This is a genomic window from Lysobacter sp. CA199 (assembly GCF_052078715.1).
Classification (GTDB): Bacteria; Pseudomonadota; Gammaproteobacteria; order Xanthomonadales; family Xanthomonadaceae; genus Lysobacter.
Map to the genome: position 1 here is coordinate 47,182 of NZ_JBQJIL010000004.1, position 17,672 is coordinate 64,853.

At 64.4% G+C, this 17,672-nt stretch carries 26 protein-coding genes; 5 read left to right on the plus strand and 21 right to left on the minus strand.

The window, feature by feature from the left end; translation table 11 throughout:
* Positions 1 to 108: 108 nt before the first annotated feature.
* From ACTOWJ_RS07315 to ACTOWJ_RS07405, 19 genes are all read right to left on the minus strand, one after another.
* Positions 109 to 498 carry a hypothetical protein gene (locus ACTOWJ_RS07315; RefSeq protein ID WP_441333940.1) on the minus strand — a complete coding sequence of 130 codons (390 nt, stop codon included), beginning with the start codon at positions 496 to 498 and terminating at the stop codon, positions 109 to 111.
* On the minus strand, positions 495 to 971 hold the full coding sequence (locus ACTOWJ_RS07320; RefSeq protein WP_441333941.1) for a glycoside hydrolase family 24 protein: 477 nt from the start codon (positions 969 to 971) through the stop codon (positions 495 to 497). The genes ACTOWJ_RS07315 and ACTOWJ_RS07320 overlap by 4 nt, the downstream gene beginning before the upstream one ends.
* Positions 952 to 1,173 carry a DUF7940 domain-containing protein gene (locus tag ACTOWJ_RS07325; protein WP_441333942.1) on the minus strand — a complete coding sequence of 74 codons (222 nt, stop codon included), beginning with the start codon at positions 1,171 to 1,173 and terminating at the stop codon, positions 952 to 954. Before ACTOWJ_RS07325 ends, ACTOWJ_RS07320 begins: the two co-directional genes overlap by 20 nt.
* A 181-nt stretch (positions 1,174 to 1,354) precedes the next feature.
* Positions 1,355 to 1,789: a DUF6631 family protein gene (locus tag ACTOWJ_RS07330; protein ID WP_441333943.1), complete on the minus strand. Its 435-nt coding sequence runs from the start codon at positions 1,787 to 1,789 to the stop codon at positions 1,355 to 1,357.
* A complete protein-coding gene (locus ACTOWJ_RS07335) occupies positions 1,789 to 2,547 on the minus strand; it encodes a hypothetical protein (RefSeq protein ID WP_441333944.1) in 759 nt (252 codons plus the stop codon). Before ACTOWJ_RS07335 ends, ACTOWJ_RS07330 begins: the two co-directional genes overlap by 1 nt.
* A 50-nt stretch (positions 2,548 to 2,597) precedes the next feature.
* On the minus strand, positions 2,598 to 3,140 hold the full coding sequence (locus ACTOWJ_RS07340) for a hypothetical protein (protein ID WP_441333945.1): 543 nt from the start codon (positions 3,138 to 3,140) through the stop codon (positions 2,598 to 2,600).
* Positions 3,140 to 3,571, minus strand: coding sequence for a hypothetical protein (locus ACTOWJ_RS07345; RefSeq protein ID WP_441333946.1), 432 nt, complete (start codon positions 3,569 to 3,571; stop codon positions 3,140 to 3,142). The genes ACTOWJ_RS07340 and ACTOWJ_RS07345 overlap by 1 nt, the downstream gene beginning before the upstream one ends.
* The gene (locus ACTOWJ_RS07350; protein WP_441333947.1) at positions 3,564 to 3,854 is read right to left on the minus strand and encodes a hypothetical protein; all 291 of its coding nucleotides are present in this window, start codon (positions 3,852 to 3,854) and stop codon (positions 3,564 to 3,566) included. Before ACTOWJ_RS07350 ends, ACTOWJ_RS07345 begins: the two co-directional genes overlap by 8 nt.
* Complete coding sequence (locus tag ACTOWJ_RS07355) at positions 3,851 to 4,864, minus strand: major capsid protein (RefSeq protein WP_441333948.1); 1,014 nt, start codon at positions 4,862 to 4,864, stop codon at positions 3,851 to 3,853. Before ACTOWJ_RS07355 ends, ACTOWJ_RS07350 begins: the two co-directional genes overlap by 4 nt.
* Before the next feature lie 3 nt (positions 4,865 to 4,867).
* On the minus strand, positions 4,868 to 5,260 hold the full coding sequence (locus ACTOWJ_RS07360) for a head decoration protein (RefSeq protein ID WP_441333949.1): 393 nt from the start codon (positions 5,258 to 5,260) through the stop codon (positions 4,868 to 4,870).
* 1 nt (position 5,261) lies between these two features.
* Complete coding sequence (locus tag ACTOWJ_RS07365; RefSeq protein WP_441333950.1) at positions 5,262 to 6,434, minus strand: S49 family peptidase; 1,173 nt, start codon at positions 6,432 to 6,434, stop codon at positions 5,262 to 5,264.
* On the minus strand, positions 6,431 to 7,927 hold the full coding sequence (locus tag ACTOWJ_RS07370) for a phage portal protein (protein ID WP_441333951.1): 1,497 nt from the start codon (positions 7,925 to 7,927) through the stop codon (positions 6,431 to 6,433). Before ACTOWJ_RS07370 ends, ACTOWJ_RS07365 begins: the two co-directional genes overlap by 4 nt.
* The gene (locus ACTOWJ_RS07375; RefSeq protein ID WP_441333952.1) at positions 7,927 to 8,145 is read right to left on the minus strand and encodes a phage head-tail joining protein; all 219 of its coding nucleotides are present in this window, start codon (positions 8,143 to 8,145) and stop codon (positions 7,927 to 7,929) included. Before ACTOWJ_RS07375 ends, ACTOWJ_RS07370 begins: the two co-directional genes overlap by 1 nt.
* A complete protein-coding gene (locus tag ACTOWJ_RS07380; protein WP_441333953.1) occupies positions 8,142 to 10,088 on the minus strand; it encodes a phage terminase large subunit family protein in 1,947 nt (648 codons plus the stop codon). Before ACTOWJ_RS07380 ends, ACTOWJ_RS07375 begins: the two co-directional genes overlap by 4 nt.
* Positions 10,089 to 10,091: 3 nt before the next feature.
* The gene (locus ACTOWJ_RS07385; protein ID WP_441333954.1) at positions 10,092 to 10,688 is read right to left on the minus strand and encodes an elements of external origin; all 597 of its coding nucleotides are present in this window, start codon (positions 10,686 to 10,688) and stop codon (positions 10,092 to 10,094) included.
* Positions 10,689 to 10,761: 73 nt separating this feature from the next.
* Positions 10,762 to 11,016: a hypothetical protein gene (locus ACTOWJ_RS07390; RefSeq protein WP_441333955.1), complete on the minus strand. Its 255-nt coding sequence runs from the start codon at positions 11,014 to 11,016 to the stop codon at positions 10,762 to 10,764.
* Positions 11,017 to 11,166: 150 nt separating this feature from the next.
* On the minus strand, positions 11,167 to 11,697 hold the full coding sequence (locus ACTOWJ_RS07395) for a hypothetical protein (protein ID WP_441333956.1): 531 nt from the start codon (positions 11,695 to 11,697) through the stop codon (positions 11,167 to 11,169).
* A 187-nt stretch (positions 11,698 to 11,884) separates the two neighbouring features.
* The gene (locus ACTOWJ_RS07400; protein ID WP_441333957.1) at positions 11,885 to 12,133 is read right to left on the minus strand and encodes a hypothetical protein; all 249 of its coding nucleotides are present in this window, start codon (positions 12,131 to 12,133) and stop codon (positions 11,885 to 11,887) included.
* Between the two features lie 133 nt (positions 12,134 to 12,266).
* A complete protein-coding gene (locus tag ACTOWJ_RS07405; protein ID WP_441333958.1) occupies positions 12,267 to 12,794 on the minus strand; it encodes a hypothetical protein in 528 nt (175 codons plus the stop codon).
* Between the two features lie 240 nt (positions 12,795 to 13,034).
* On the opposite strand from ACTOWJ_RS07405, the gene ACTOWJ_RS07410 reads away from it, so the two are divergent.
* From ACTOWJ_RS07410 to ACTOWJ_RS07430, 5 genes are all read left to right on the plus strand, one after another.
* A complete protein-coding gene (locus ACTOWJ_RS07410) occupies positions 13,035 to 13,265 on the plus strand; it encodes a hypothetical protein (protein WP_441333959.1) in 231 nt (76 codons plus the stop codon).
* A gap of 70 nt (positions 13,266 to 13,335) precedes the next feature.
* Entirely contained in the window at positions 13,336 to 14,001 is a 666-nt protein-coding gene (locus ACTOWJ_RS07415; RefSeq protein ID WP_441333960.1) for a DUF3489 domain-containing protein, read from the plus strand.
* Between the two features lie 53 nt (positions 14,002 to 14,054).
* Positions 14,055 to 14,534: a hypothetical protein gene (locus ACTOWJ_RS07420; RefSeq protein ID WP_441333961.1), complete on the plus strand. Its 480-nt coding sequence runs from the start codon at positions 14,055 to 14,057 to the stop codon at positions 14,532 to 14,534.
* Between the two features lie 34 nt (positions 14,535 to 14,568).
* On the plus strand, positions 14,569 to 14,850 hold the full coding sequence (locus ACTOWJ_RS07425) for a hypothetical protein (protein WP_441333962.1): 282 nt from the start codon (positions 14,569 to 14,571) through the stop codon (positions 14,848 to 14,850).
* 173 nt (positions 14,851 to 15,023) lie between these two features.
* Positions 15,024 to 15,344 (plus strand): hypothetical protein, encoded by a 321-nt coding sequence (locus ACTOWJ_RS07430; RefSeq protein ID WP_441333963.1) that lies wholly within the window; start codon positions 15,024 to 15,026, stop codon positions 15,342 to 15,344.
* A gap of 36 nt (positions 15,345 to 15,380) precedes the next feature.
* On the opposite strand, the gene ACTOWJ_RS07435 is transcribed toward ACTOWJ_RS07430, so the two are convergent.
* Positions 15,381 to 16,418, minus strand: a complete 1,038-nt coding sequence (locus ACTOWJ_RS07435) for a DNA cytosine methyltransferase (protein WP_441333964.1) — start codon at positions 16,416 to 16,418, stop codon at positions 15,381 to 15,383.
* On the minus strand, positions 16,415 to 17,662 hold the full coding sequence (locus ACTOWJ_RS07440) for a site-specific DNA-methyltransferase (protein ID WP_441333965.1): 1,248 nt from the start codon (positions 17,660 to 17,662) through the stop codon (positions 16,415 to 16,417). Before ACTOWJ_RS07440 ends, ACTOWJ_RS07435 begins: the two co-directional genes overlap by 4 nt.
* Between the last annotated feature and the right edge of the window lie 10 nt (positions 17,663 to 17,672).

Genomic DNA, 17,672 nt, shown 5'->3' on the forward strand with positions numbered 1-17,672 from the left:
GTGAGGCGGGTCACGGTTCCCCGGCCAATCTCATGGTCCGCGACTGGATGGACCGCCCGAGAGGGGCCGCATCACCGACGCCAGCCGCACAGGCGTCGGCCTGTCTCGTTATGGGTCAGGATTTGTCGGGCTGTCAGATCGGTCAGCGTGTCCTGCCGGGAGACCAGAATCGGTCGTGTCCACTCGCATCCGGTCGTCGTCTCGGTCACGCGACCATTCGTCGTACAGGCGGTCAGCAGCGGAATCAGGCACAGCGTTCGCCACCGGCGCCAAGACGCCAGGCGTAAGATGCAGGACATCGGTGTCTACCTCAATACGAATTTCAGAATCGGCACGTTCGCGCTCTGCAAGGCGTACTTGTCGTTCGCTATCGGCAATGCGATCGGCGGCGTCTTCGCGCGCCCGCTTGCTGCCTTTCCAGCGGCCCCAGCCGAACGCCGCCAGCACCGCAGCGAGCGCGGTTAGCACCGTGGTCGCCCAAACTTTCAATGCGATCATGCGATCTGGCCCCCTGCCTTTTGATAAACGGCCAGCAAGGTTTCCAGTGGAAGTTCGCGCTGGCCGTAACCGGCATCGGGAAGCGACGCCCAGGTCTTGCGGGATTTGCGCACGGCGGAACTGATCCAGCCCTTCTTGATGTCAGCGAGCGAACCGTTCTCTCGCAACAGTTCGATGGCCGCGCGATCCTGCGCGGCCGGGCCGAAGTCGGACAGCTTCAAGCGGTTGCGCAAGGTGTTCCATGTTTTCCACAGGAATTGATAGCGACCGGCGGCGGTGGAGTGAATGCGGTACTTCGGCAGCCACACCAGCTTGCGCGGATGCTCGGCGTAACTGGTGAACCGGCCGCCACCGACCAGCACGTCGTAACCGCCGTGCTCGCTGAAGCGCTGGACGCCTTCGGCATGGGCCAGCATGTCGAGGAAGGCGATGACGTTCTGCCCGCCGGCCTGCTCAGCCGATAGGTGTGCCATCGGGGCCTCGCTGCTGGACGAGCCGACCCAGGAGGCCAGCAATAAGAAGAAAGCCCGTGACGCCCGCGGTCACCCAAAGCGGGATGCGCTCGCGCAGGTCATCGGGTAGCGACAACCACGTCGCTTGCATGGCGAGCGCGGCGCCCATCGCGCGCACGCTCGCGAAGCGCCAGGCACAGCGCCAGTTATCGATCAGTTTCATACGGGATTCCGAAGTTTTTGAAAAAAGGCAGTGACGTCACGACCGCCAGCGAAGCCGGCGTTGACGTCTTCGACGCGATCAGCGCGCAGCGCGCGATCGCGCTGCACCGCGGCGCGGTAGAAAAGGGAAAGTTGTCGCGCGGTCGCGCGCTCAATCCACGACCAGCCGTGGCCGTGCGCGATCAGAGTGCCGAGGACTCCGGTCCATTCGTCGCCGCGGTCTGCCGCTGAAGCTCCAGAGCACTGAGCACGCGCTGCAGAAAAAAATCGGCGTTGACCGCCCAGAACGTCATGAGCAGCAAGTCGCCGTGCGTGGCATTCAACGAATGCACCCACTCCACGGATTGATCGCTGGTCTGCGCCAACAATTCGATGGTGGCGCCGGGGTGCAATGCACAGACCCGGTTTAGCCGGCCGAGATCGACATTGCCATCGTCGGTCAACGTGACCAGGCCACCGACGAGCGCGGCCACCGATTCGTGCAATCGCAGGCTTTCGAAGAAGCCCAGTTCGCGCACGGTCACGGTGCGATCGCCCAGCGGCAGCGTGCGGGTAGGCTGCAACACCGCCAATTCATCGGCCACAGGCGGGGCAGCCGGTTTGATCTTGCGTGCCATCAGCCGCCCACCATCTCGATCCGGCCGAAGCCGCCCAGCGCCGCGTCTTGGGCGCGGGTCTCATCGAACAGGGCGGCGCCCGACAGCTGCAAGCTGCCCCATTCCTCGGAGATCAGGTCGAGTTGTTCGATAGGATTGAACGCGACCCGATACAGGGTGACGTTGACTCGGCGGCCGTTGACCGTGTTGATGCCGTCGAGGAACAGCATCCGCTCCGGCGGCGGCGTGTTGAACAGGGCGATGTTGATCGTCGCGCCGTGCTGATAGGTCGCCTTGAACGGCTGCGTCGAGCCCTCGACCTTGCGCAGCCCGATCACGCCGGCCGACGCCGACTCGGTCCACCAATTGGCGGCCGGCACGGTCACCGGCGGGGTGCCGCTGTCGGTCAAAGACAACTCACTCACCCAGCCGCGATCCAGGCGGATCAAATCACCGGCCTTCAGACCCGGCGGCAACAGTTCATTGCTGACGGCGCCCGCCGGTAACGTAGCCGGGATCGAGTACAGGCCCTCGGCGACGTTCTCCGGGGTGGCTTCATCGAGCGTCAGATTGACGTTCGCGGTCTTGCTCTGCACCAGTCGGCCGTAGAGCATGCGGTTGCCGCTGAACGATTCAGTCTTGTCCGAGTTTTGGACTTCCAACGCGAGCTGGAGCTGGGGTGCGTTACCAACCCACCGCAGCGGACCGGGCTTGCCATTGGCAAGGCGCTGGGCGAGGTAGACCTTGCCCTGAAACGAAAACAGGTCTTGCGCGGCCATCGGTCGCGTTGCTCCTATAAGTAAGGTGTGGCTGCCCGAAGGCAGCGGATTCAGCGGCGCAGCGAGCGCAGCAGCAGCCGGTCGATCTCGGCGGTGATCACGTCCAGGCCGGCTTGGCCCATGCGCTCGGGCCGGTCGCCCTTGCGCAACATCTGCGCCAGCGACGGGCCGTATAGGCGTTGGATCGGGGTGCGCGGGACGCGCCTTTCCCCGGAAATCGGCGTGCGCTCGTAAGCGATCGGCGTACCGCGGTATTGGCTCGTGAAGCCGCTGCGGCGAAACCCGCGCTTGCCGCGTCGTGCGCTGTAGGTCAAGCCATCAGCGGTCTTGCGAGCGCCGAAGTTCGCCAGTCCGACGCCGCGCGCGACGCCGACCAGCTCGACACCCTCGCGGGTGGTCCGCACGCTGATGCCGGCCCGAGTGCGCTGAGCCGACAGGGCGTACTCGGTTTGAATGTCGCGGCGGGCGATGACCGGCCAGCGGCGGCGCAAGGTGCCCAGCGCGCGCCGCTGGGCCACGGCGACCTTGGCCGGGATCTCGCTCACACGCTTGGCCGCCTCCAGCACGGCATTGGCATCGATGAAGATGTCCATCAGCGGCGATAGCGGATCGTCAAAGCGACTTGGACAGCGACCACCGGCAGACCTTCGGGTCGGTCGAGGAACACGATGTCCTCGACCTGCACCGGCAGTGCCTGCGGTAGCGGAATCCAATCGTCCAGCGCGTCCTCGATGTCGGCCGCAATTGCGTGGCATTGGGCTTGGGCTTCGGGCAGCGAGGCCGGCAGCGTGGCTTCGACCAACGCTTGCAGCAGCCGATGCCGACCGTGGTGCGGCTTGTTGGCATCGCGTTGAATGCCCAGCGCGGCCAGTGTCAGGCCGATAGCGTCTTCGTCGGCATGTTGAGCCGGCTCCAGCGCGACCGCCGAGCCAATCTCGGTGCGGTAGTCTTGCGCCGTCCGAATCTCGGTCAATCGCTCAGCGATGCGTTGAAGTAACAGCCACGTCGCTGCTGGTTCAGCCATGCAACACCGCCTCGTTGATGAGGCCGTCATCGGTGATCAGCGATTCCACGGTTTGGACGCGTGCGTTGATCGTGACTTCATCGCCGCGACGGAACACCCACTCGCGATTGCGAGCGAAAACGTGCCGCGCGCGCCCGATGACCTGCTGAAACTCCCCGAGACGCTCGACGCCGTCGCGCACCACAAGAGGGATGCGGACCGATGAGACATTCGGGCGCCTTGCGAGCGCGACGACGCCGAGCGTGTCGAAGATTACGTCATCCATCGCCTGGAACGGAATCACACCGTGACCTTCACCAGCAGGCCAGGGCGTTGGCAGACCGGCAGCGGATTGGACTGCGTGTGCAGGTCCGTGCCGCGGTCGAACTTGCGTGGCTCCTGCTTGGCGTAGAGCAACTGGCCCAGGGTGTTCACGGTCTCGTTGAAGTCGGCCGGCGCGACGTAGGTGGCGAACGTGTCGATCGTGCCCAGCGGAAATGCGTGGCCTTCGTTCTCGTTGATGAAGCGGCGGGCCGGCTGCCCAGCGACGCCGGTGCTGACGACTGCGCGATACTCTTCGAACACCACGCCGGCCATCGCAAAGGCGGCACGCTGATCCGTGCGGAAGAACTCGCCGTTCTGCCAGCGCTCCCACGCCTTCTCGACGCTGGGGTGATTGGTCAGCGCGGTCATGAACTCTTCGGACGCCAGCACACGGATACCCGTCATCCGCTCGCCCAGCAGGTTGTCCTCCAAGTAGTGCTTCAGTTCGATGCATTTGTCGCGGACATTGGTATTTGCATCGGCCAGTTCGAACGAGAACACCTTCGGGGTGATATCGAACACCCGATAGAAGTCGATCAGTTCACTGCCGTCCGCGTCGAGGACCACGCCCTTCAACGCGCCCATGCGCAAGTGTTCCAGCGTGATCGCATGCTTGTTGCGCATGGTCTGGAGCTTGTCGGCCATGACGCCGGCCAAGGTCTCCAACTCGGTCTCACTGCCGAACGCGCGCACGCCGATTACTTCCTCGGGCAACACGACATCGTCGTGCGGGATGTGCGGAATAGTCAGCGCGCGCAGGTTGCGGCTGCCGCGCGTGCCGACCGTGCCCGGTGCGCCGACTGGCAGCGTCGGCAACAGGTTCAGCACGCCATTGCGCATCTCGATCGAGACCTGGCGCGTGCGGACCGGCTTGATCGGAAACAGGTTCAGCTCACCCAGCCGGCCATAGGTGTTCGGCAGCAGGTTGATCGCAGCGGTCAGCGAACTGACCGAGAACGCGGGGTTATGAAACGGGTTATTCATCGGCATGGATCAGACTCCGTGGCGCACAAGGACGCCGAGCGCGCGCAGCTGCAAGACGCAGGCGGTGCGTTGTTCGGGGGTAATGGCCAGGGGCCAGGCGAGATAGCGATCGGAGACCGTCGCGTAGCGCACGACGATCAGGCCATCGGGACTCGGATCTTTGGTGGTCGTGATCGGAACGATCACGACACCGGCGACCATCTCGCGGCCATCGGTTGCGGCCGGATCGAGCGCGGCGATCTGGCCGGTCTCGGTGATGCGGCCGACAACTTGGCCCAACACCAGGGTTTGATTGGCCGCGACGGTGACTTGGTCGCGCGAGTAGAGGTGATCGGCTTCCAGCTTCAGCACGTCGCCGAGGTTCGGTCCCTCATGGACCGGGGGATACGTGGTCAATCGCATGTCAGTGCTCCTGCACCAGGGCCGCGCGCGCCTTAGCGGCCCGAAGCACGGGGTTGTCGTCGGCCAATGCGCCCGTCTTGGGCGCGGTCGGGGTGAGGTGGCTGGTGATCTCGTCGGACTGCGCGCGCAGCGCGAGCAAACGCTGGCGTGCCGCGTCGGCAGTGATGCCTTCGGCCAGATACGCCGCCGTCAGCGCCGGCTGTCCGGCCAGTTCGCACAACTCGGCAATCGCCAGTGCATCGCCGTGCGCTTGCACACGGGCAGCGTCGAGATCGGCTGCGGTCAACGCCGCAGTCGGTTGGGGGGTGGACATCGAGAGGGACTCCAAGGGAAAGGGACGCGCGAAGGCGTCGAGTTCGGTGTGCATGTGCGCGACGGCGTCGCTGAGCGTGCCGAGCCGATCGGCCAGGCCGGCATCGATCGCGTCTTGGCCGAAGTACAAGGCCGCTTCGGTCGTTCGGATCAGGTCGGCCGAGACGCCGCGCTGGTCGGCCACGGTCAGTACGAACAATTCGTACAGCCGATCGACTTCGGTTTGGATCGCGCCATGCGCGTGATCACTGAGCGCGGCATGCGGCGAACCATCGTTCTTGCGCGCGCCAGCATGGATCGGCGTGTAGATCAGCCCATCCTTCGCATCCTTCTGCGATTGATCGACGTGCAGGGCGATGACGCCGATGGAACCGACACCGGCGGTGCGCGTTAGGTAGACCTTGTCGGCCGCGCTCGCCAGCGCATAAGCCGCCGAGAACGCGGCGTCGTTGGCGACGGCCCACACCGGCTTGATCGAGCGCGCGGCATGAACCTTGTCGGCCAGATCGAACAAGCCCGCCGTCTCGCCGCCCGCGCTGTCGATCTCCAGCACGATCCCGCGCACGGAGTCGTCGGCCAGCGCAGCGTCGAGCCGGCGTGCAATCGATAGGTAGCTGGTCAGGCCCGACAGCGCGTCCAAGCCGGTAGCACGCTGCACCAGCGTGCCGTGGATCGGCAGCACGTAGATGCCTTCTTCGTTCGCCAACGTCGGCGCCGCCGTGGGCGAACCCATTTGCGGCGGCGGCAGCGTTTGCAGGTCGAACTTGGGCGCCAGCACGCTCAAGATCACATCCAACTTGGCGCGCTGGATCAGCAGCGGCGTGTTGAACACGCGCGCCGCCAGATGTGGCAGTCCGATCATTGAGTGGGTTTCGCATCAAGGGCCGGCGCGTCGGCCGGCGGTGGGGCGTGCTTGACGCCGTTGCGGGCCACAGCGCGCGGATCGGTGTCGAGCACCAGGCCGAGCGCGTCAGCACGTTGGGCGTCCGCGGCGATTTCCCGATCGATGGTTTCGGCGTCGTAGCCGGAACTGGCAATGGCCTCGCTGCGACTGATCAAGCCGGCGCGGATCGCCAGGATCAGGGCGTTGAATTCCTTCTCCGGGTCGACCCAGCTCCAACCCTGCGGCACCCATTTGCTGGCGCGGTACTGGCGCTTGCGGCGGCGATAGCCGGGCAGCTCGATTGCACCGGACAGCACCGCGGCGTCAACGAACGCATTCCAGATCGGTCGGCACAGTTGGAACACCAGCACCGAGTGCTGCACCATCTCGCATCGACGTCGGAACTCGAGCAGGCCGGCGCGGATGGACGAGTAGTTCACCCCGGTCAGATCGCCGGTCAGCTGCTCGTAGGTAATACCCATCGCGGCGGCGACGGCACGGAACTGCGATCGCAGGAAAGCGTCGTAGCTCGCGCCGACGTCGGCCGGTTGGGCGAACGTAACGCTCTCGCCCGCTTCCAGAATCTGAAGGCTTCCCGGCTCCAAGCCGAGCGGCGCATTGCCGTGCTCGTCCGGTGGTGCATCGCCCGGCAACGGATCTTCGGGGCCGTCGCGGGTGATGAAGCCTGCGAACATCGCCGCGGTCTTCTTGCGGACCAACTCGGCGTCGTCGTACTGATCCAACTCATTGAGCTTGACCAGCGCGCGCGCCAGCCACGGCTCGCCACGAATCTGACCCGGACGCAGCGGCCGAAAGATGTGTAGCACCTCGGCAGCCGGAACACGGTAGGTGTCCAGGCCACCCTGCCGGCTCATCGGCGCCATCGCGCCGTCTTGCGGGTGCGACAGATACAGGTGGTACGCGACCCGGCGCCCGAGCCGGTTGAACTCGATGCCGGCGCGGATGACGTTGCCGTTGGGCTCCTCACGGTTGAGGGTCAGCGGCAAATGCTCGGGCTCCAGCACTTGCAGTTGTAGCGGCACGGCCAAGCCGTCCTCGGGGCGACGTGGGCGCAATCGCACCAGGCACTCGCCGCCCTCCAGCAGCGCGCGGCACGCCAGCGCCTGCAAGCCGTACAGATCGGTCAGCCCAGCGGCGTCCGCCTCGTCCACGAAGTCGCGCCACAGCGCGTGCAGCGCTTCGCGCTGCGCGGTGTCGACGATCAGCGATTGCGGCTTGATGCCGGTCCCGACCGCGTTGGCGACGAATGCCTCGATCGCTGCATTGGCCCACGCATTGCGGCGGACCAGATCGCGCGATCGAATGCGTAGCGCATCGCCAGTTGCGATCAGCGCGGCGATCGCGCCGGGATTGCTGGGCTGCCACGCCGTCGAACGCCGGCCGTGACCGGCGACCTCATGCACGGGGGAACCGCCGAACATCGCGGTTCGAACGCGTGACCACCAACTCATCAGAAACCCTTGCTTGTAGTGGTCAGCAATCGGCGCGGACGCCGAGGTTGGCCTTCGGTACCGGCCAACGCCGCTTCGATCTCGCGAATCGCGGCCAGCAGTTCATCGACACTGCGGTACTCGACCAGGCGGTCGCCGAAGCTGACGCGGCGTTCGCCGCGCGCGAGCGCGTTGCGCAGCGCCTTCAGCTGCTCATGGGTGTAGGGAAGATCGGTCATCGCATGAAACGGCTCGAAATGACCCGGCGCCCTCGGCGTGAGTCAGAAACAGAAAGGCCGCCCGGTGGGGCGGCCTGTGGGTTGGGATACGGCGCTGGCTGGCTAGGGACTGGCGGCGGCCCGATGGGTTGCGCGCTCAAGGTTCGTTCCAGCTCGCGCCAGTGACGCTCCTCGAAACGATCGACGCCGGCCTGCATCGCCGCAGCGCGCGCCATGACGTAGCAGTCGAGTGCTTCGTTGCGGTCGCGGCGCTTCTCCCAAACGCGCTGCGGGTAGCCGTGGCGGTCGCGACGCGTGATCAGATGCTCGGCGGTCAACTGCTGCAAGAACTCGCCATCGATCTTCGGCAGATGCACATAGCCGGCGGGGAACGCCGGCTGCCCGTCCGGGCCGATCTCGATCGATAGCCGCAGGGCGTTGTAAAACTCCAGCTTGGCAATGCCGCCGGTCACGGCGAACAACTTCAGACCGCGTCGGATGCGCTTGCCCGGCACGCTGACATCGACCGCGGTCGGCGTGCCGATCAGCGCCGCGCCACTGCCGACGCCCTTCATAGGCAGCAGGCGTGGATCTTGAACACCGCGCGCGAACGCATAGGCTTCCTGCGTGGCGAACCCGGTGTCCAAGCCCATGCGCGTGAGCGGCAATAGCGCACCGCTGGCGTGGGTCCAGTGCTCGCCCAGCACGCCAGCCAGTTCCGACCACACCGTGTTACGGGCGGTGTCGCCCATTAGCACGCGATGCTCGACTAGCCACGTCTCGCGCCCACGCCCGAAAGCCCACACCGAGACTTCGATGCGGTCCTTCTGGATGTCGGCGCCGCCGGCCAGTAGCAACCCGCCCGCCGGCACCGTGCCGACGCGGTAATCCTCTCGCCGCTCCTGCAAGCGCTCCCAATCCGGCGCTTCGCCTTCCTCTTCCCAGGTCTCGCCCAGCTCGGTGTTCTTGAATGCCTTCAGCGCTGTCGCCGAACCCTGCGCGGATTCCCACGCGGCGGCGATGTCGGCCCAACTGCGCCAGCCGACCGGCGAGTACAAGGACGAAAGGTGGTAGCCGGCTGTCTTGCCTTTGTTCTGCGGCGCCGTAGCCCGCCATTCGCCGCCGGCCAACATCGCGGTCTTATGGTGCTCGCCGATCGGCTGCTCGCAACCCACGCAGATGTACCGCGCGGAACGAGAATCTCCCCAGGTCCATCGCAGTTGCTCAAACCGCAGCCACTGCATCTCGGCGCAATGCGGACACGGCACGAAGTACCGTCGCTGGTCGGACGCGAGGTACTCGCGCTCGATGGTGCTGGCGCCGGCAATGGTCGGCGTCGAGACCAGCAGGATCTTACGGCGGGTGAACGTTCGGGTACGGGCTTCCGCCAGCGCGACCGCATCACCTTCGCCTTCCACGTCGCGCGGGTAGCCGTCCACCTCGTCCAAGAACAGATAACGCACCGGCATCGAGCGCAGACCCACCGCGCTGTTCGCGCCGGTCAGCACCAGCACGCCGCCGCGGAACTCTTTGGCGAGGATCGTGTTGCCGGCATCCCGCGCGCGCGAGGGCGCGATGCGCTCACGCAGCGACGGCGATTCCTCGATCAGCGGATCGATGCGCTGTTTCGAATTGCGCTTCGCCATCTCGACCGTGGGCGCCACGGCCATCATCGGCCCCGGCGCGCAGGCGATGACGTACCCGATCCAGTTGTTCCCGCACTCCGTACCGCCGACCTGCGCGCCCTTCATGAAGACGACGCGCTCGGTCGCCGAGGCCGGCGACAGGTCGTTCATGATGTCGCGCAGGTACGGGGTACGCGCGGTGCGCCAGCGACCGGGCTCCGACGACGACGTGCTGGATAACACGCGATCCCGGTCCGCCCAATCGGACACGTCAAGAAATGGATCGGGCGTCAGGCCGTCGCGCCAGAATCGCGCAACGTCGTCAAAGCCGTCGTACAAGGGTTAATCCAATCGTGCGTTGAAGTCGCCGAGTTCGGCCAAGTGCTGCCGCACCTCGCGCTCCAGCGCGACGTGCATGACATGCGGATCAATGTTTAGTTCGGCCGCCAGCATCGAACTGATGCGCGCCGGCCAGTTCAACCAGGCATCGCGCTCAGCGCGCGCAAGCGCGAAGACCTGCGCCATCACCTGAGAGCGGTCAATCAACTCACCCTTGAGTTGGGCGATGCGCAGCTTGTGGTGCTGCGCCTTGAGCACCTCGTTGGCGGTGCGGGCCTGCGCGTAGGTGTTGCCGCCGCTGGGCGCGCTGGTCGGCGCACCAGCGGCGACATCGCCGGCACCTGTCCCCGAGGCCGCGCGCGCCCGCGCCGGCCGTCCCGTCGCCGACAGGCGCTCGTCCGGAGTGCGCGTGCTGGCAGTCCAGTCAGCGTCGGCTCGCGCCGCGTTGATGGTGCCGTCCGCCTCGGCGGTGATGCGGCCGGCAGCGATGGCTTTGCGCACAGCCGTATCGGACACGCCACGATGGCGGCCGTAGGCGCGGATAGAGATTCCCACGATAGAAGAATTCGATTCGGTAGAGCCTCCGCGACCGCCGGCCATCGGCGCAGATCGGGCTGTTGGAAGAGGGAACACCCCAGCGCCCATCGGGCGCTGGGGACTTACCACTCCCGGCTTACTGCTTACCCAGCATCGCGTTGACGTCCGCGAGGATGACGTCCCAATCCGGTTCGGTCGGCAAGTCGACACCGGCCGCTCCACAAAGCATGGCAACGACCGCCCAACAGCTTCGGCTCAGCGTGCCAGCCGCTTTCAAATCTTCGGGCACCAACGCGGCGGTGTCGTCGTGCGCCAGCATGTCGTGGATGTCCACTTCGAACTTGGTCAGGCTGCGGGTGATGTTGCCGAAATTACGGTGATGCTCGCTCATGGTGGCTCTTCCTGGAGACGCCGCGTCGTTGCGGCGTATGCATGAACGCTTCCTTCCAACACGATAGCAAGCGGTTTCGTCCGAACAATTTCTTTTGGAAAGGGAACACCCCAGCCCTCCCCGAAGGCTGGGGTGTTCGCTCTCCCGTGGTCAGTTATGCGGCGCGCACATCGCCGCCATAATCGCCTGCTCCAAATGACGAATGGCCGCGCGCAGGCTAGGTTGGTACTTGGCGTCCGCTACGTCCCATACCTGCATCAGCCGGGCTTGTTGCACCGCTCGGTTGAGTTGATGCACCGGCAAGCCCGCGTATTCCGGCTCCAGTCCATTGAAGCAGCGCGCAATCTCGTCATGCAGCCAGCGCAATGTCGTCTCGTCCTCGCACATCTCGCTCGGAACCCAGCGCTTTGCAGCCCAGCTACCGGTCTCATCGATGGCACGTTCCACCGGGGCCAGCTCTCTACGGCACTCGGTTATCAATCGACCCAGGATGTCCGGGTTGAGGCGGCGCGTTCGGATCGTATCGGTTCGCTCGGCAAGAATGCTGGCCAAGGCAAAGCAGGCGAACAAGGTTAAACGGGCGTCGGGACGTGAGAACGTATAACCGGACCGCAGTATCCGCTCCACGTAATCGCTGAGGCTTCGAAGCTCAGCGTCGGAAATCATGATGCTCTGATTCATGGGCTCGTCCCTGTCAAACCGCGTTGTTGCGGCGGCGTCATGAACGCTTACGTACCGGAACATCGCAAGCAGATTTGCGCCCGTCCCGGAACGTGGACAGCACACAGACAGGCTCGCAGCGGGCGAGGAAGAGGAAGAGGAAATGCCCCAGCGTCCAATGGACGCTGGGGCAGTCGCTCTCATCTCATTACGTCGCTGCTTCGTTCAGCTCCTCGACTACCGTTGCAAGGTCCATGTCCGGTTCGAATTCCAGGGAGCCGCGTTCGGCCAGAAATTGGACGATGTTGAGGCAGCTGGTGACCAGCCGCTGCGCCGCGCGCAACTCCTCGTCACTAAGCCGCGCGGGGTCGCCGTCAGCCAGTTCTTCCAAAACGCTCTCGCAATCCTTCAGGGCCAGTGCGGTGTTCTGGAATCGGCAGTAAGACATATTCGACATGGTTGCTCTCTCTGGGTTCGCCGCGTCGTTGCGGCGAGTGCATGAACGCTTCCTTCCAGACAGAAGCCAAGTGGTATCTCGCCTTCGCTCTAGCGCCGACAGGCGTCAGACAGCTTGAGCACCCCACTCCGAATCAGGCGGTTCGAAATTCTGCGGCATCTTTGGCCTGTTCCAAGCCGCTGATGGCATGCGCCAATCCGCTCTGGAATTCCGCGTCATCGCCGTAGTAGTCCATCAGCCGCTCGATCCGTTCGATAGCACGACCGATGACATGCATCGGTTCCACCGGATCGAGTCCGTCAAGATAGCGGTCGATCATCGCCAGCACTTCGCGAAAGCAGTGCTCAATAGGCGTCAGCGCTCCAGCCGGCCGTCGCCGCGCTTTGTTGTGGCGCGGCAGGATATGCCGCTCCCACGAGCCCAGTTCGGCGTCCGCACCATCCAGCAAATCACGCAGCGTGTCCGGCCGGATGCGCTGCGACCGATGCGATGAGACGCAGTGCGCCAGCATCGTGCCCAGCGCCTCGCACCGTCTCGTGGCGAGAGTTTCGAACTCGCAGTCCGCGACCAATGTGGCGCGTGCGTGGTTCACGAGAAAGTTCAACCGCCCTGCGCACAGCCGTAGATCGTCGGCCAGCTTGTTGTGTACGCCTTCACTCACGCTGCGTCTCCGTAGGCCGCGTCGGTGCGGCGACGGCATGAACGCGTCCTTTCGGCGCGAAGCCAAGGCACTGCGTCGCACTTCCCAACGCGCGCGGAGATAACCAGCGGTCGGCCGCCTTAGCTGTCCGACACCTGTCTGCAACAGAGAACAAGCGTTCTTTATCGCGAAAACCGCTTTGCTTCCTCGGCGAAGGAAGCGTTCATGTCGCCACACCAACGACGGCCACGGAGGCCAAACATGAAAGACCAAACCGAAGCGTTTAAGGATTACATCGGCGGCATGAAGAAGCACAACCGCAACGCGATGACGCAACTGCTCACCATCAACGACTGGCACGCCGCCGCGCAGCGCGAGCTGGAACGCAGGGCCTACCTAGTCCTCAACACCTTCAACGACGACGTGATGCTCGCCATCGCCAGGGGCGAGATCAACCCCTACCGAGCCATCGAAGAAGTGCTCGCCGATTGATTGACCCGCGCGCCTCGCAACGGCGGGACGCGCTTAAACAAACCCACCATCTCTAAATAAGGAAAATGCCATGACCCAGCTTACCGACAGCCAGCGCGCCCTGATTCTCCTCGCCATCGACACCCAGGGCCGTATCGAGAACTACCCCGACAACCTCAAGGGCGGCGCGCGCGCGGCGGTAGTGCGCGGCCTGCTGCGCGAGGACCTGATTGCCGCTGACGGCTCTGGCTACGCGCTCACCGCCGCCGGCTACGAGGCCGTCGACCAGCAACCGCCCGCAAGCGGCGAGGGCGACGTGATTGCCTCTGGCGGCGACGACGCGGACAGCCAGAGCGGCGAGGTCGACGGTAACGCCGAGGCCGATACCGATACGACAGCGGGCAACGCCGATGACGCTGACGCGTCGGGCAGTACGGATGAAGCGGACGAGCAAGAAAGCAACGCCAGCGATGCGGGCGATGCAAGCCCCGAGACCGCAGAGCCGCCGACGAAGCGCAAGGGAACCCGCATCGACCAAGTCGTCGCCCTGCTGATGCGCCCGCAAGGCGCGACCATCAAAGAGGTGATGGTCGCGACCGACTGGCAGCAGCACTCGGTACGTGGATTCTTTGCTGGCGCCCTGAAGAAGAAGGGCTACGAAGTGATCAACGAAAAGAGCGGCAAGGAAGACCGGGTCTACCGGATCAAGACCGAGGAAGCGGTGACGACCGAAGTTTCCTCCGACGAAGAAGAGTGATGCAGCGCGCGGCCGGGCAAACGCCCGGCCGCTTCGCCCTAAAAGGACATCCTATGAAGCGCAACGCCCGCAAAGCTATGGAGGCTGTCGCTCTGCGCGAAGTCTTTCTCAGCTCCTTTACCGTAGGTCAATCTCTGACCCTGCGTGTCTGCCTGCCGCCGCCCACCGCGTTCCAGTTGACGTGGATTCTGTCGGACGAAGCCGTGTTCTGGTACGAAGATGGCGTCATTGGCGCGGTCGTCCATTTGGATGGACCGGACGCGTATGACGATTTCGTCCGCCACTTATCGGAACGGCGACCGTGGCCGAGCGATTTCGTCGCGGTCGACGCACTGGGTCAGAAACGATATGTGGCTGTGATTACACCGGAGCGCCCCACGCTTTATCTGCACCCAGATGCGAATGGGAACTTATCGTTGGTCGGGATTTGGTTCTTTGGATTCGACCATAAACGACGGCTGTCCGCGCCAACGAATCTTCAGCTATTGGCCGAGTCCATCGCCGCTGTTCCGCTTGATGTTCCTTTGAATTGAAGCGTTCATGGGCTCCCAACATGGAGACCACACCATGATCCAGAACGACAACACAGGCCCCGACCCGGTACTCGCATCGCTGCCCGAAGTTCTCCTGACGCTGGTCGAGGACCAACTCAGCAACAACGAGTCAGCAGGCGATTTCGAGCTTCGAGACTACTTCATCGAGTGCGGCCTGACAGCCGAGCAGGCATTGCGCGCGGTGCAATATCGCAGCGCTTACGCGAACGACATCTATTGGGGCAGCAACACCCCGATCCGCTCCGGTGTCGCCCTGAAGTTCAATCCGAACTCCGGGTGGCTTGAGCCGGCCTAACGGTTCGATTGCGAGTCGGCGCGCAGATCATGCGCGCCGATTTCGTTCTGAGAATGACTGTTCTTGTCCGACACCTAAACGGCTTTCTCGGGCTGCAAAAACATCGCGATTTATCGCTTGGCTTCGGTTTGGAATGAAGCGTTCATGACGCCACACCAACCACGGAGCGCGTCATGACCATCACGATTTGCAGGCCCTATCCAGTCAATGTTCGATTCTCTCGCAAGCCGACTAGCCTGCGCGCGATGCTGCGCGAGCACGGCGGGTACTACATCGAAGAGCAGCGCATTCGCGTCATTTCGATCAAGACCATGACGGCCGCTGAGTACGACGCGTATGTGCGCGATCTAACCAGCGCACAGGACTGGATTGTCGGCTTCAAGGGGAATGGTGATCAATGCATTGTGGTGCGCGCACCCGCCCGCATTGACCTGTACATCCGGCCGGAGGGTTACGACTACGCGCGCTACGCCGGCTTCACCGACGCAGACTGAGGCGGGTCCACCCTGGCGCTGCGCGCAAGCGCAGCGTCAGCGGCGCAAGGCGCGGAGGATTTCGGCGGCAACCTGCGGGACGATCGCGTTGCCGGCGGCGCGCAGGCGAGGAATTCGGGCGGGTATCCCATGAGCCAGAAGACGAATTCCGGATTCAGGTATCCGCCGGCCGGCGAGGGTTTGACCTGTCTCCCAAGCAGCGCATTCTCCGGTGCGCTGCCAACGCTCGATGCGTCTTTGTGATCCCGCGTCGTCGGCGTTGCCCACACCGCCTGCGCAGGCAGCGGCAACATGGCCCCGCTGCCGAAGCGTTGGCCCGGACTGCCCTTCGCGCCGTCGCTCGCGCGCGGCGTGCTCCACACTGCCTTCGCCACGCCCGGCAGGCCGTTGCGCCGCTCGGCCGCAAAGTCGCCGCGCTTCTCGGCGTCGTTCGCCGTCGCGGTCGGCCAGACTAACTTCGCTAGATGCGCCAGTTCGATGGTGCGCTTCTTTCCGTTCGGCATCTTCCCGGTCGACGTCGTTCCCGGCGGCACGCTGCGTCCACCGCTGGGCACCAGCGGTGTCGGCCAAACGCCGTCCGACGATCCAGACCCGGTCGCGTCGATGCGGGGCGTTGACGGCACAAGCTGGAACAACAATCGCCCGGCTGGCGTAGCCCTCGGCCTCCAGATCAGACAGAACTCCGTCGAGCGCCAGCGGGATGAGGCCAGTAACGTTTTCGCCCAGGAATGCAGCGGGTCGCGCGCATGCAATAAGGCGATGCAGCTCCGGCCAGAGGTGACGGTCATCCGCCTGCGCGCGCTGTCTTCCCGCGACGCTGAACGGCTGGCAGGGGAAGCCGCCCGTCCAGATTGCTTCGTCGTCGGGCCAGCCGGCGAGCCGGCAGGCGTAGGGGAAGCCACCGACCCCGGCGAAGAAGTGGCATTGGCCGTAACCGCGCAAATCGTCTGCGGAAACAGATCGGATGTCTCGGTCATCCACGTCGCCGGCTGGGATCAGGCTCGCGGCGATCAGGTTGCGTAGCCACGCGCACGAATACGGATCGATCTCGTTGTAGTACGCGGGCCGGGTCATGCATTGCCGGCAAGTGCGGTCTCGCGCGCGGCGTCATCGAACGACGCGCCATCGCTCTGCCGGCTCGCGGCCTGGCCGGTGAACTCCTGCCATCGGCGCACGATGACATCAACGTACTTCGGGTCCAGTTCGATCAGGCGGGCATGGCGACCGGTCTTCTCGGCGGCGATCATGGTCGTGCCCGAGCCGCCGAACGGATCGAGAATCAGATCGCGGGTCTTGCTGCTGTTGCGGATCGCCCGCTCAACCAGCGCCACCGGTTTCATCGTCGGATGCAGTTCGCTCTTGCGGGGTCGGTCGATGAACCAGACGTCGCCCTGGTCGCGCGCGCCGCACCAGAAGCGGTCGTTACCTTCCTTCCAGCCGTAGAGGATCGGCTCGTACTGCCGCTGGTAGTCGGCCCGACCCATCACGAACTGGTTTTTGGCCCAGATGATGAAGTCGGACCAGCGACCGCCTGCAGCGCGGAATGCGACCTGCAAGCGATCTAGCTCGGACGAGGACATGGCGATGTAGATCGCGCCCTTGGTCACCTCCAGCATCTGCCGGCAAGCGCTCTCCAAGAACGCACCGAAGTCCGTGCCGAGATTGTCGTTGAGGATTTCGCGCTGCGTGCCGCGAATCTTGTCGCGAGGGTTGTTGCCGTAATCGACGTTGTAGGGTGGATCGGTGAAGGTCATGTCGATCAGCTCGCCGCCTAGCAGCGCGGAGTAGTCATCCGCGCGCGTGGCATCGCCGCAGACCACCTTGTGATTGCCGCAGACCCAAACATCACCAGCTCGCGAGACCGGCTTGCTCTCCGCTTCGGGTACAGCATCCTCGTCCGTTTGACCTTCGGCTTGGCCGTCCAGTAGTTCGTCCAGTTCCTCTTCGGAGAAGCCGATCAGGTCCAGATCGAAATCGGCGTCGCGAAGCTCGGCAAGTTCCAGAGCCAGCAACTCCTCATCCCAGCCGGCGTTCTCGGCCAGTCGGTTATCGGCGATGACGTAGGCGCGCTTCTGCGCTGGGGTCAGGTAGGCAAGCTCGATCACTGGCACGTCGGCCAGCCCAAGCTTGCGAGCCGCTAGTAAACGACCGTGACCGGCGATGATGCCGTTGTCGCCGTCGATCAAAATCGGATTGGTCCAACCCCACTCGACGATGCTGGCGGCGATCTGCGCAACCTGCGCGTCAGAGTGTGTTCTTGCATTCCGTGCAAACGGAATGAGCGCCTCGATCGGGCGCTGTTCGATCTGAAGGCTCAAGGGATGTCCG

Bases quoted from the DNA above. Each gene is read 5' to 3' on its own strand.
- ACTOWJ_RS07315 (WP_441333940.1), bottom strand. From the start codon at position 498: ATGATCGCATTGAAAGTTTGGGCGACCACGGTGCTAACCGCGCTCGCT.
- ACTOWJ_RS07320 (WP_441333941.1), bottom strand. From the start codon at position 971: ATGGCACACCTATCGGCTGAGCAGGCCGGCGGGCAGAACGTCATCGCC.
- ACTOWJ_RS07325 (WP_441333942.1), bottom strand. From the start codon at position 1,173: ATGAAACTGATCGATAACTGGCGCTGTGCCTGGCGCTTCGCGAGCGTG.
- ACTOWJ_RS07330 (WP_441333943.1), bottom strand. From the start codon at position 1,789: ATGGCACGCAAGATCAAACCGGCTGCCCCGCCTGTGGCCGATGAATTG.
- ACTOWJ_RS07335 (WP_441333944.1), bottom strand. From the start codon at position 2,547: ATGGCCGCGCAAGACCTGTTTTCGTTTCAGGGCAAGGTCTACCTCGCC.
- ACTOWJ_RS07340 (WP_441333945.1), bottom strand. From the start codon at position 3,140: ATGGACATCTTCATCGATGCCAATGCCGTGCTGGAGGCGGCCAAGCGT.
- ACTOWJ_RS07345 (WP_441333946.1), bottom strand. From the start codon at position 3,571: ATGGCTGAACCAGCAGCGACGTGGCTGTTACTTCAACGCATCGCTGAG.
- ACTOWJ_RS07355 (WP_441333948.1), bottom strand. From the start codon at position 4,864: ATGCCGATGAATAACCCGTTTCATAACCCCGCGTTCTCGGTCAGTTCG.
- ACTOWJ_RS07360 (WP_441333949.1), bottom strand. From the start codon at position 5,260: ATGCGATTGACCACGTATCCCCCGGTCCATGAGGGACCGAACCTCGGC.
- ACTOWJ_RS07365 (WP_441333950.1), bottom strand. From the start codon at position 6,434: ATGATCGGACTGCCACATCTGGCGGCGCGCGTGTTCAACACGCCGCTG.
- ACTOWJ_RS07370 (WP_441333951.1), bottom strand. From the start codon at position 7,927: ATGAGTTGGTGGTCACGCGTTCGAACCGCGATGTTCGGCGGTTCCCCC.
- ACTOWJ_RS07375 (WP_441333952.1), bottom strand. From the start codon at position 8,145: ATGACCGATCTTCCCTACACCCATGAGCAGCTGAAGGCGCTGCGCAAC.
- ACTOWJ_RS07385 (WP_441333954.1), bottom strand. From the start codon at position 10,688: ATGGCCGGCGGTCGCGGAGGCTCTACCGAATCGAATTCTTCTATCGTG.
- ACTOWJ_RS07390 (WP_441333955.1), bottom strand. From the start codon at position 11,016: ATGAGCGAGCATCACCGTAATTTCGGCAACATCACCCGCAGCCTGACC.
- ACTOWJ_RS07395 (WP_441333956.1), bottom strand. From the start codon at position 11,697: ATGAATCAGAGCATCATGATTTCCGACGCTGAGCTTCGAAGCCTCAGC.
- ACTOWJ_RS07400 (WP_441333957.1), bottom strand. From the start codon at position 12,133: ATGTCGAATATGTCTTACTGCCGATTCCAGAACACCGCACTGGCCCTG.
- ACTOWJ_RS07410 (WP_441333959.1), top strand. From the start codon at position 13,035: ATGAAAGACCAAACCGAAGCGTTTAAGGATTACATCGGCGGCATGAAG.
- ACTOWJ_RS07415 (WP_441333960.1), top strand. From the start codon at position 13,336: ATGACCCAGCTTACCGACAGCCAGCGCGCCCTGATTCTCCTCGCCATC.
- ACTOWJ_RS07420 (WP_441333961.1), top strand. From the start codon at position 14,055: ATGAAGCGCAACGCCCGCAAAGCTATGGAGGCTGTCGCTCTGCGCGAA.
- ACTOWJ_RS07425 (WP_441333962.1), top strand. From the start codon at position 14,569: ATGATCCAGAACGACAACACAGGCCCCGACCCGGTACTCGCATCGCTG.
- ACTOWJ_RS07430 (WP_441333963.1), top strand. From the start codon at position 15,024: ATGACCATCACGATTTGCAGGCCCTATCCAGTCAATGTTCGATTCTCT.
- ACTOWJ_RS07435 (WP_441333964.1), bottom strand. From the start codon at position 16,418: ATGACCCGGCCCGCGTACTACAACGAGATCGATCCGTATTCGTGCGCG.